Raw genomic sequence first — 11,969 nt, 5'->3', positions numbered from 1 at the left:
GCTGGACTCCGCTCTCTTCATTAACCCCACTTTTATAACGGTAGCCCTGCTGGGCGCCACAGTAGTAGCATGGATCGCGGGGGCTTATCCGGCATTTGCCATTACTGCCTTTAAACCGGTGAGCGTATTGAAAGGTAATTTCAAAACTTCCGGCAAAGGTATATGGCTGCGTAAAAGTCTGGTAGTAGCACAATTCAGTATATCTATTATACTTACCATCAGTACAATGGTGGTGATCAAGCAGCTGTCGTTCATTCAGCACAAGAAACTGGGCTATGATAAAGAGAACACCGTTATACTTCCACTCGATGGACAAACGGCACAGGTATATAATCAGTTAAAGAACGAGATACTGCGAAGCGGTATAGCTACACATGTAGCACGCGCGATAGAATCGCCCACGAAAATCGATGGTGGATATTCGCTTAACATTCCAGGCTCTGCCAATGATGTAGGCATGATCGTAACAGCCAATGCGGTTGATCCTGATTTTATACCGGCACTCGGTATGGAATTAGCCGCAGGAAGAAATTTTACCGAGAACGACTATATCAAGATGCACACCGATACAATTTGTTCATTTATACTGAATGAGTCGGCTCTGAAAGAGATCGGCCTTAGTGCCGAGCAGGCTGTTGGTACATCGATCAACATGAATAATCGCAAAGGACCAATTGTTGGTATCGTAAAGGATTTTCATTTTAACACATTGCAGCAACAGATCGCTCCGCTGGTGCTCTTCACAGAAGAGTGGCAGTTTCATGCGCTGTTTATAAAATTGAAAGCCGGTGATCCGCGCGAAGCACTGGCAAAACTCAAAACGATCTGCGGCACCATCACACCGCATCGTCCGTTCGATTATACTTTCCTCGACCAGGAGTATACTTCTCTCTATAGAAATGAAGAACGTATGGGCAGGATCAGTTCTACGTTTGCTCTACTTACTATTGTGATTGCCTGCCTTGGTTTATTCGGACTCGTTTCATTCTCGGCTGCACAAAAAACAAAAGAGATCGGTATACGCAAAGTGATGGGCGCTACTGCCTCAAGCATCGTGTTGCTGATCACAAAAGATTTTACACGACTCGTGCTTATCGCTATTATACTCGGTATACCGGCAGCGTATTGGATTATGAGTCAGTGGTTAAATGGTTTTGCCTACAGAACCGAGATCGGTGTAGGTCCGCTGGCACTGGCGGCTATACTGTCGCTGATCATTGCGTTTGGTACTGCAAGCTTCCAGGCGGTGAAGGCGGCATTGATCAACCCGGTTGACACGTTGCGAAATGAATAGGTAACTAATTGTTACCGATCTACATGCAGATCCACGACAGAAATGATGCTGTCGTGGATTTTTCTTTTTGTGACTTTCGGGATTCCTTTGCATTATAGTGTTGTAGTTGCAAGCGTATGACGGAAGCCGAGATACAATACGAATATGCAATCCTGGAACGGTCGAAGCGGAACCCCAACGCTTTTGGAGAGCTGTATGAAAAATACTTTGACCGCATTTTTAATTTTATCTATCGCCAGACCGATGATGAAGAACTGACGGACGACCTGTGCTCTCAGACATTTTTGAGTGCCTTGAAAAATATAGGGCATTACGAGTTTCGCGGTGTGCCCTTCTCTGCATGGCTCTATAAAATTGCCAGCAATGAAGTGAACAAGCACTATCGCAAGAAGAAGAACAACAAGGTATTCAGCATTGAAGAAGTGCGCGTGCGTGAGTTGTTCGAACAGGCTAATGAGGACTGGGACGAAGAGATACTGCAAAAGCTATTGCAGTATTTTAAAGAGCTGCCAACAGATATGCTGCAGGTATTGGAGCTTCGTTTCTTTGAAGACAAGGATTTTAAAGAGATCGCTTTTATATTGGACATTACCGAGAGCGGTGCCAAAATGCGCACATACCGCGCGCTGGATAGATTACGAAAGAATTTTAACCTACGGATCAAGTACGATGTCAAGGAATGAAATACGGGTAAGGCGTACCATAAGTCCGGGTCAGATTGCACGACACCGTAATTATAGCAAACTGATGGCCCGGCACTCGCGCTATCTGAAAATGAAACGTTCGATCATAGCCCTGGTATATGTATTGATACTGGTGCTGATGATCATGCTATATATGCTGGTGCGCAAAGCCGAACATGAAAGAAAGCTTCATCCGGAGAAGTATAAGACAACTGCCAGCTTCGAACCACGGGATGCAAATTATTTCCCGCAGATCCCGATAGCTATCGGGATTACCGCAGAGTAAATGCAAAATATTTCCCACAGAACTCACAGATTAACACACAATAAATACAGGTATAGATCAATGGATTCATACTTCAATATTCGTTGATCGGTGTTTCTTGTTCGGATATTCAAAATGTAAATCTCAATTGCATTGATCTGCTCTTGATAACTATCAGAGCTCTGGAAACAAAAATATTTCCAATAGACTTTATTCCGCCATCTTTGAAAGATATAGTTTATCAGAATAAATGTTATTTTTGAAAAAACAGACGGAGAGATGAATACCGATATACTAAAACTCTACAAGCAACTTGACGACATGGATCAAACCAAAGAAGTTAAGCAGCTTAAAAATCAAATCAAAGAAACCCTATATCAAAACCTGAGAGTTCACTTCCTCGAATTAACAAGTATAGGACGCGTTATCGGATACGATGAATTGCAAAACGAATTAAAAAAAGCCATTGAACTGATTGAAGCACAGAAGTAATGCCTGTGTAAGTTGTATTTATTCTGTGTAAATCTGTGAATTCTGTGGGAGCTTTTAACTCGCATGTGAAGAGTAAGCGTGCGAAGTAGTCACTATATATAGAAGCTATTCTTAACCACGAGCAGTAACGTTGTTTTTGCCTATCTCTGTAATACTGCTCTTCCCCTCGCGCGTTCCTATATTTATGAATTCCTCACACACCGCCTCTTCACTTACGGGTATATATCAAGCTTTAAGTGTAAAGCAGAAAGCTAAAAGCTCGTGTGCATCTACTTTCAGCTTTACACTTTCAGCTTTCTGCTTAATTAAAACTTGCCAAACTTCAACGTAACGTTATACGACATATTGCTCAGGTCGCTGTCCGATAATCCGGCTGCGTCACTGCCAAAGGCTGAGCGGTATGTTACACCAGGACTAAAGCGCATCCAGCGGAATAAATTTACTTCGAGTTGTACACCGGGTTCAGCTACAAAGAACCAGTTTTCATCGCGCTTGTCTTTATTCCAGTCGTGATCAAATTCATCATCCCATTTATAGCGATTGTATTGTACAGTAAAGCCTGCCCCGGAGAATAAATGAAACACTAAGTGAAAAGCTTTGTTCGATCCCAACACATACTCTGTTACTAAGCCACACTGACCATATTCATAACTCAGATTCTCACCCGGAATAGTGCTATACTCTGCCGGCACAGGAATATTATTGGTCACCGCGCCACCACCTAAACCAATCATAAAGCGCTGGTTCAGATATACACCACCATATACTTCTCCAATGTTTGCATATTGTCCGTTGATCTTGGTAAACTTATTCGAGAGAGCACCATACGCAGTTACGCGGCCACCTTTAAAAACAGTCTGTATCTCCTGTGCATGCGATACCGTTGCAACCAACAACAGGATAAAAACGAGGTTCGTAATCTTCTTTTTCATATTCATTAAGTTGTTTTCCGCCCTTATGACAATGGCACCTGTATTTACCCCTATGTGTTTCTGAATATTTTTTTTTACAGCGAGGGTGTAACATCTCACCCGCTCTTTTTGCCGGTGTAATACTCGATTACCCGGTTGTGGACGCAAATACACTCTCCTACACTTATTAGTATAAAAACAGTATCTTGAAACAAACTAAACACTATGCGGAGTATTCTCTTTATCTATTGTATTCTTCTATGTTCGCTTGGTCAGGCGCAAAACCTGAAGTCGGGTGGAGTATTAAAACCCGAGCAGGCTATTATGGACATTCGTCATTACACCATTGCGCTGGATGTAAACCCGGAGCAACAAAGTCTGGATGGCTATGCCGAGATCGACCTCATCACTTCTCAACCAACAGATATACTCTTGTTTGACCTTGTACATTTATTAACGGTAAAAAAAGTATGGGTAAACAAGAAAGAGCAACCCTTCTCACAGGCAGATGATCTTATCCGCATTACACCGGCTGCCAAAGTACCGGCAGGAAAAGTACATGTAAAAATTGCTTACGGTGGCAAGCCCGGTATAGCAGAGCGCGCTCCGTGGATTGGTGGATTTCAGTGGGCAAAAGATTCACTCGGTAATCCATGGGTTGCCATAACCTGCCAGAGTGAAGGCGCCAAGATATACTATCCTTGCAAAGATCATCCGAGCGATGAACCCAACGAAGGTGCTGACGTGGTCATTACCGTGCCGAAGGGACTCTACGTAGCCGGGCCAGGCCTGTTAAAGAATGTATCGACCAAAGGCAACAGCAGCACCTATCACTGGAAAACGAATTATACTATCAACAACTATAGTATTGTATTCAACATCGGTAAATATACTGTGGTTACGCGCGAGTATACTACCATTGACGGACACAAGGTGCCGATGCAATTCTATGTATTGGAAGAACATAAACATCGCGCCAACCAACTGATGGATATATTTGAACGCAGCGTGCGTGTGCAGGAGAAATATTTCGGTGAGTATCCGTGGGTAAAAGAAAAACTCGCTATATGCGAAACACCACACCTGGGCATGGAGCATCAAACATTAAATGCTTACGGCAATAAATTCCGCTATGCAAAAGCGGGTGGTAAAGATTTTGATTGGCTGCTGCACCACGAGCTTGGTCATGAGTGGTGGGGCAACAAAGTTACCGGTATAGATTGGGCCGATATGTGGGTGCAGGAAGGTATCGATACGTTTGGCGATCATCTATATACCCGCGAAGCCGATGGCGAAGAAGCCTATCGCAAGCGCATGCAGCAAACAGCGCGTGCTACCAAAAATGAGAAAGCCGTTGTGCAGGGAAAGAACCTGGATACCGATGTAGTATACCATGGCGATATCTATGGCAAAGGAGCTTTCTTTATGCACACCATTCGCTATGTAATTGGCGATGCTATATTCTTCCCTACCTTAAAGAAACTCGCTACTGATCCGAAATATACTTACAATAACCTGGTGAGTACGGATGATGTAGAGCAACTGTTCAGCCAGGCTTCAGGACAGGATCTGAAACCTTTGTTCGATTTTTACCTGCGCACGATCAATAAGCTGGATGTACTGGTAAAACAAACGGGCGATAACAAATACCAGATACAACTGATAAACTTCGATGCCGCTATACCCATCGATATAAAAACAGATGCCGGTGTGCAACGCACTACCGTTTCAAAAACGGGTGTAACCATTACCAGCACAACAACACCGGTAATAGACCCGGAAGTATTTTACCTGAAGCGGGTAATCTACGAGTAAACTATATTTATACTATATATACCCCTGCACTATGTATCCCGACTTCAACATCAACACCTCTGGAACCCATGAGCATACCTACGATGCTATTGTGATCGGCTCCGGGATTTCCGGAGGATGGGCAGCCAAAGAATTATGCGACCACGGCCTGAAGACGCTGGTGCTGGAGCGCGGCCGAAATATAGTACATAACAAAGATTACCCTACTGCCAACAAGCATCCGTGGGAGTTACCGCATCGCGGAAGAGTAACGCAGGAGTATAAACAGGAAAATCCGTTGATCAGTAAAGCAGCAGGCTTTGGTGAAGACAACATTCACTTCTTTATACAGGATAAAGATCATCCCTATATACAGGAGAAACCATTCGACTGGATACGCGGCTACCAGGTAGGTGGTAAATCCATCATCTGGGGGCGTGCATGCCAGCGATGGAGTAAATATGAATTTGCTGCTCCCGCTAAATTTGGTTACGGAATAGCCTGGCCCATTGGTTATGACGATATAGCACCGTGGTACTCGCACGTAGAAAAATTCGCAGGCGTATGTGGCAATGCAGATGGTATAGAGGCAATGCCCGATGGAGAGTTCCTTCCTCCATTCGATCTTAACTGCGTTGAGTCGCATATACAGCAAAGTATAAAGAAACACTATAGCGATCGCCATCTGGTGCAGGCACGATGGGCGCATGTAACACAACCACAGGAGATACATCTTCAGCAAGGGCGTGCTAAATGTCAGGCGCGCAATCTGTGTATGCGCGGTTGCCCCTATGGCGGATATTTCAGTTCGGTTTCTTCTACATTGCCGTGGGCACAGAAGACCGGCAATCTAACCATACAGCCACATGCAGTAGTGCATTCTATTATATTCGATGAGCAAAAGAATAAAGCAAGAGGTGTTCGCGTCATTGATGCGAATACACATGAAGCTACCGAATACTTTGCACGGATTATTTTTGTAAATGCTTCTGCGCTCAACAGTAATCTTATATTGCTCAACTCAACCTCCAACCGTTTCCCGGCAGGATTGGGAAATGACAATGGCCTGCTGGGTAAATATATAGCCTTCCATAATTATCGTGCATCCGTAAGCGCAGCTATCGATGGCTTTGAAGATCAATATTACTATGGCCGAAACCCTACGGAACCCATCATTGCCAACTATAGAAACCTGGGCAAGCTTGATACGGATTATGTAGGAGGCTACACTACGTTTATGGGCGCCTACCGCACCCGTGGTAACGAACAAGCTGTAGAAACTGCCTGTGGTGCTGCACTGAAAGACGCTGTTGCTGCCCCGGGTGGATGGCGAACCTATATGTATATGCAGGGCGAAACCATTCCCAAAGAAAGTAATCATGTGCGACTCAGCGCTACTGAAAAAGATCAGTGGGGCATTCCGTTACTGGTAACATCAGTCGGGTATGATGATAATGATGAAAAGATGGTGAAAGACTTTATCACACAAAGCTCGGAGATGCTGGAGAAAGCCGGCTGTAAAGATATAGCCTCGTATGATACGCATCAGCCACCGGGTTTGGATATACATGAGATGGGCGGTTGCCGCATGGGCAAAGATAAAAAGACATCGCTGTTAAACGAATGGAATCAGCTTCATGCATGCCGTAATGTATTTGTTACCGATGGTGCCTGTATGACGAGTACGGGAAATCAAAGTCCATCGATACTATATATGGCCTTAACTGCGCGTGCTGTTAACCATGCCGTGCAGGAAATGAAACGACAGAATCTATAGTGGCGATACTATCGTTCAATCTATATTATATATACTAAACCCTCTTGTATATGATCGATCTTGAAACCGTTCGTAAACTTGCCTTGTCTTTTCCGGAGAGTACTGAACAAGATCATTGGGGTCGCCCATCGTTCAGAGTAAAAAAGAAAATATTCCTCACGCTCTGGCCTGCCGAAAAACGTGCCGTGGTAAAATTATCGGCTATCGATCAATCTGTATTCTGCGATTATAACGAGACTATATTTTACCCGGTAACGGGAGCCTGGGGCAAACAAGGCTGGACCAACATCGAGTTGAAGAAAGTACGGAAGAATATGTTTGTCGATGCCTTGAATCTGTCGTGGCAGGGAGCAGCGCCCAAGAGTTTGTTGAAAACCAATCAGCCAGAAGAAAAGCATAAGAGTAATAGCAGAAAAAGGTAAACAAATGTTGACCTGAAAGTAAACTTTTATTTACCTTCACATCTCTTCCAATAAGCATTTCTCCCGATGCCTGTAAGGGTATACTCACAAGATATATAATGAAAAAGATAGTTGTGAAAGTCGAAAGAACAGAAACCGGATTCTCAGCTTACGCTGAAAAATATGCAGCCTTTACTACCGGAAAAAATTCTTCCGAGTTGATCGCAAACATGGCCGAGTCACTCAATCTATACTTTGAAGAAGAAGGAAAAGGCAAAGTAATTACTCCCAACGATATAGCTTTTGAAATGGAAGTGACTACCATCTTTGAGATCTTTCCGGTCATCAATGTGCGGGCACTGGCTGGTCGTATCGGAATGAATCACACACTCTTATCTCAATATGCAACGGGAAAGAAGAAAGCATCTCCCAAACAAACCGAGAAGATATTAGATGGCATACACGAAATTGGTCGTGAATTATCAGAGCTAAACTTGATACGATAAACTATTTCAACATACTTTTATAGGCCGGCTCGCTCATGAGTCGGCCTTTTTTATTTTCATTTAAACTATATATCAACGAACATCCCGCTATGTCATTCATCAAAAAAATAAAATCAACGATCGGCCTGGTGCAACAACTTGATCTTGACAAGATCGGCAAGCTTGCTGAAAAAGTAGACCTGAACAAAATGGTAGGACTTGTAAGCACCATGAAACCGGAAGACCTGCAGAAGCTGATGAAGTTTATGGAAGGCGGCAAGAAGAAGCATGAGTTTCCGGAGATCGATGGCGACTTCTATGATCTGCATCAATGGCTTACTCCCGAGGAGCGTGCTATACAATTGCAGGTGCGTGAATTTATGCTCGAGCACATCAAGCCGATCGCGAATGAGTATTGGCTTAAAGATGATTTTCCACATCATATCATTCCGGAGATGGCAAAGCTCAACATCTGCGGACTCACCTATCAGGGCTATGGTTGTCCGGGTATGTCAAGCTTACTCGAAGGTTTTCTCGCTATGGAAATGGCACGTGTAGATTGTTCTACATCCACCTTCTTCGGTGTGCAGAGTGGACTCGCCATGGGTTCTATATATTACTGCGGCAGTGAACAACAAAAGCAGCAGTGGCTTCCGCGCATGCAGAAGATGGAACTGATCGGTGCCTTCGGACTTACTGAACCGGAAGTAGGCTCTGGTGCTGCCGGTGGATTAACCTGTACCTGCAAGCGTGTAGGGGATACGTGGATTCTGAACGGACAAAAGAAATGGATCGGCAATGCTACGTTCGCTGACCTTGTAGTGATCTGGGCACGCGACCTCGATGATGGAAACGTAAAAGGATTTATAGTTGAGAAAGGAACAAAAGGTTTCAAGGCCGATAAGATCAAAGGCAAGATGGCGCTTCGTATTGTACAGAATGCATTGATCACGCTTACCGATTGTGAAGTACACGAGAGTAATCGCTTACAGAATGCTACCTCATTTAAAGACACCGCGAAAGTATTGCGCATGACCCGTGCCGGTGTTGCGTGGCAAGCAGTGGGCTGCGCGCGCGGTGCTTATGAAAGTGCATTGCGTTATACCAATGAACGCAGCCAGTTCGGTCGCACCATCAGCAGTTTTCAGATGGTGCAAGACCTGCTCGTAGAAATGCTGAGCAACCTTACGGCTATGCAAACTATGGTGTGTCGCCTGTCACAACTGCAGGATGTAGGCAAACTTACCGATGAACAGGCATCGCTTGCCAAAGTATTTTGCACACTGCGTACCCGCGACATCGTTAGCCATGCGCGCGAGTTATTTGGTGGCAATGGTATATTGATCGAATATGATATAGCCCGGTTTGTTGCCGATGCTGAAGCGATCTACTCGTATGAAGGCACAAAAGAAATCAACACTTTAATTGTAGGACGAGCTATTACAGGACAGAGCGCATTTATTTAATGATTATATTCAGGCATCATCGCGCGCTATTCCTTAAAGATAGCGTGCGATGATGTACAGTATATATCATTCATTTACGTCATAACTATATGAAGACCGTTTTAATTTTTATTACCCTGCTCATGAGCATTACCACTACTACCCTGGCGCAAACTGCCGAAGAAAAAGAAGTAGCCGCTGCTGTAGAGGCGCTTCGCAAAGCGATGGTTGACAGCGATAAAGCTGCATTGGAAAAACTTGCTGCGAATGAATTAACGTATGGTCACTCGGCCGGCAAGATCGAAGACAAGGCATTGTTTGTTGACAATCTTACCAATGGCAATTCTGATTTTGTTACCATCGATCTTACCGATCAAACCATTCGCATTGTGGGCAACACGGCACTGGTAAGACATACACTTACTGCCGATACAAATGATGGCGGTAAACCTGGCAAAGTAAAACTAGGTGTGCTGCAGGTTTGGCAAAAACAAACCGGTGGTGGGTGGAAGTTACTTGCACGTCAGTCGTTCAAGTTTCCTCAATAGCCATCACCAGGCGGCAGCAGGTAATTTTCAGCTATAAATTTACCGGGCGAGGTTTTTACTATACCGGTAAGTGGGACATGGCATGATCGACTTTAAACCTATATTTCAGGATGCTCCGCTGGCCGGGTTTCAGCACATCTTTGTAGGAGCAAGGTAACAACCTGATGGCTGATCCTTTTCAAAGCGTTACCAACAGCGCTATCTATGTAAAGAAAAATCTGTTATCGTAACAGTATATATAATTCAGGGAAGGTATAGTTCGCTATACCTTCTTTTGAGCATTTGTTTCGCGGATCAGGCGCACCGACATAAATCCCAACACACCAATCACAATAATAATAGCCGCCCAGATAATGAGCTTGTCTTTGAAGAATGTCGGGGATTCTTTCTTTATAGAGGCTTGTTGTTGAAGTGTACGACTAGCGCCTACCTGCAGTATAGCAGGTTGATACGAAATACTGTCTTTAAAGAAACCCAGATCGTAGGATGGTGCTAACATGGCATCAGCTCCGAACTTTATAGTATATAATTCATCTTTCTCCAGCCAAGCTGCTATATAGCGATTTAATTGATACACTTTCGAAGAGGCTACTTTCAGTGGCGGATTATCTTGATTATCAATTACCAGCATAAGTCCGTCCGTTTTTAACATGGGTAGATCTGTAACAGCCGTTTGCCCCGAACGTATTTGAAACGATGTTACCGGCTCATAGTAAGGTACGTTGCCTTTTTTGGAATGACGCACAGCACGTTGATATACCTGCACATGCCGCAAGAAATACGGAGCACCCGTCATAGCCAACTCCAGCTTATCTACCAAACGCAGGGTATCGAATTGAAGAAATATATAGGTTTTCTTTTGCTTGACGCTATCAGCAGTAAGTATAGCCTTTACTGGCACTGCGGTATAGACACCTTCTGATACAGAGGTATCGTAATATCCCGCTTTGATAATATTTAGCGGAGCGCTGGACGAGTCATTTATACTAAGTGAATAATATTTATAGTTACTCAGTGGAAAATGCACCACTTCCCTATCAACAGTCTCTGCAGTGTTGTTAATTGACTGAAAGTAAAACTTGTCACGAATCACAAACCAATGCTTTTGATCATCGCTGCCGGATAAACTCGCCTGCTTCGTTACATCTGCATTTCTAATCAACAAGCTGATATTGTTTATGGGAGTCTTATCAGTCATTTGCAAGATGAGTTCGGTACAGCATCCGGATGTTTGCTTCTTTTCTACAATTGTATAGTCACGAAATTCATCCTGAAAATATACCGGCTGCTCTTCCTGTAAAATATAGGGCACTTCCTTCTGACCTTTGTCATAGAGCCGTATATTACTGAAATCACGATTAGGATAAGCCGCTATAGAGGGAGAAAGTAGTATCCGGTAAAAACCACTGGTATCTACAGCAGGCAGAGATGCCTCCGCACGAAAAGTTTGTGCCGATACCGTTGTCTGTATACTTAGCAGGAATGCAACAATTACTATATACTTCATCATATCGTTTCTTTATTCTCTGTATCGGCAGCATCGCTAGCAACGGCTTTACCAGCATCGCCTGGCTCATCTACCAACAACAATTTTTTAAGTCGTTGATACATGAACGATACCACGAGCAACAGCACTCCCAATGAAATGAAGGCTGCTATTTTTCCACCTTCCGATATACCGCGTATATCAAAGATGAATAGCTTCAGTAAAGTAACCAATAGCAATGTAAGGGAGATAATACGCAGGTGTTTCTTCCGGGTCTTCAACCCGATGGTGATCAGCAGAAATGAAGCTATACCCCACAGTATCGGGAAGCCTATACGATGGTTCTGCGCTATAACGGTATAGAGCGAATCCGGTGTTTTATAAGCCA

Annotated in this window: 13 protein-coding genes; 10 read left to right on the top strand and 3 right to left on the bottom strand. The window is 44.0% G+C overall.

Annotated features, from left to right (window positions below):
- The 4 genes from VIN08_RS18680 to VIN08_RS18665 form a co-directional block, all read left to right on the top strand.
- Positions 1–1,294: ABC transporter permease (locus tag VIN08_RS18680; protein WP_331968091.1), on the top strand; the 1,294-nt coding region annotated here is incomplete at its 5' end.
- A 116-nt stretch (positions 1,295–1,410) separates the two neighbouring features.
- Entirely contained in the window at positions 1,411–1,977 is a 567-nt protein-coding gene (locus VIN08_RS18675; RefSeq protein ID WP_331968089.1) for a sigma-70 family RNA polymerase sigma factor, read from the top strand.
- Positions 1,964–2,263 carry a hypothetical protein gene (locus VIN08_RS18670; RefSeq protein WP_331968087.1) on the top strand — a complete coding sequence of 100 codons (300 nt, stop codon included), beginning with the start codon at positions 1,964–1,966 and terminating at the stop codon, positions 2,261–2,263. The genes VIN08_RS18675 and VIN08_RS18670 overlap by 14 nt, the downstream gene beginning before the upstream one ends.
- A gap of 258 nt (positions 2,264–2,521) precedes the next feature.
- A complete protein-coding gene (locus tag VIN08_RS18665) occupies positions 2,522–2,734 on the top strand; it encodes a hypothetical protein (RefSeq protein WP_331968085.1) in 213 nt (70 codons plus the stop codon).
- Positions 2,735–3,039: 305 nt separating this feature from the next.
- Here the strand turns inward: VIN08_RS18665 and VIN08_RS18660 are convergent, their stop codons facing one another.
- Positions 3,040–3,666, bottom strand: a complete 627-nt coding sequence (locus VIN08_RS18660; RefSeq protein ID WP_331968084.1) for a hypothetical protein — start codon at positions 3,664–3,666, stop codon at positions 3,040–3,042.
- A gap of 204 nt (positions 3,667–3,870) precedes the next feature.
- Here VIN08_RS18660 and VIN08_RS18655 point away from each other — a divergent pair, with 204 nt between their 5' ends.
- From VIN08_RS18655 to VIN08_RS18630, 6 genes are all read left to right on the top strand, one after another.
- Positions 3,871–5,460, top strand: coding sequence for a M1 family metallopeptidase (locus VIN08_RS18655; protein WP_331968083.1), 1,590 nt, complete (start codon positions 3,871–3,873; stop codon positions 5,458–5,460).
- Positions 5,461–5,491: 31 nt separating this feature from the next.
- Positions 5,492–7,216 (top strand): GMC family oxidoreductase, encoded by a 1,725-nt coding sequence (locus VIN08_RS18650; protein ID WP_331968081.1) that lies wholly within the window; start codon positions 5,492–5,494, stop codon positions 7,214–7,216.
- Between the two features lie 50 nt (positions 7,217–7,266).
- Entirely contained in the window at positions 7,267–7,638 is a 372-nt protein-coding gene (locus tag VIN08_RS18645; protein ID WP_331968079.1) for an MmcQ/YjbR family DNA-binding protein, read from the top strand.
- 98 nt (positions 7,639–7,736) lie between these two features.
- The gene (locus tag VIN08_RS18640; protein WP_331968077.1) at positions 7,737–8,123 is read left to right on the top strand and encodes a hypothetical protein; all 387 of its coding nucleotides are present in this window, start codon (positions 7,737–7,739) and stop codon (positions 8,121–8,123) included.
- Between the two features lie 89 nt (positions 8,124–8,212).
- A complete protein-coding gene (locus VIN08_RS18635) occupies positions 8,213–9,568 on the top strand; it encodes an acyl-CoA dehydrogenase family protein (protein ID WP_331968076.1) in 1,356 nt (451 codons plus the stop codon).
- Between the two features lie 89 nt (positions 9,569–9,657).
- On the top strand, positions 9,658–10,095 hold the full coding sequence (locus tag VIN08_RS18630; RefSeq protein WP_331968074.1) for a nuclear transport factor 2 family protein: 438 nt from the start codon (positions 9,658–9,660) through the stop codon (positions 10,093–10,095).
- Between the two features lie 262 nt (positions 10,096–10,357).
- Here the strand turns inward: VIN08_RS18630 and VIN08_RS18625 are convergent, their stop codons facing one another.
- Positions 10,358–11,605: a hypothetical protein gene (locus tag VIN08_RS18625; protein WP_331968073.1), complete on the bottom strand. Its 1,248-nt coding sequence runs from the start codon at positions 11,603–11,605 to the stop codon at positions 10,358–10,360.
- On the bottom strand, positions 11,602–11,969 hold a 368-nt coding region (locus VIN08_RS18620; RefSeq protein ID WP_331968071.1), incomplete at its 5' end, for a DUF2339 domain-containing protein. The genes VIN08_RS18620 and VIN08_RS18625, both read right to left, overlap by 4 nt.

This window comes from Ohtaekwangia sp., from assembly GCF_036568665.1.
Taxonomy (GTDB): Bacteria; Bacteroidota; Bacteroidia; order Cytophagales; family Cyclobacteriaceae; genus Ohtaekwangia.
Note: the sequence above shows the minus strand (reverse complement) of the source record. Positions and strands in the feature narration are given on the sequence as shown.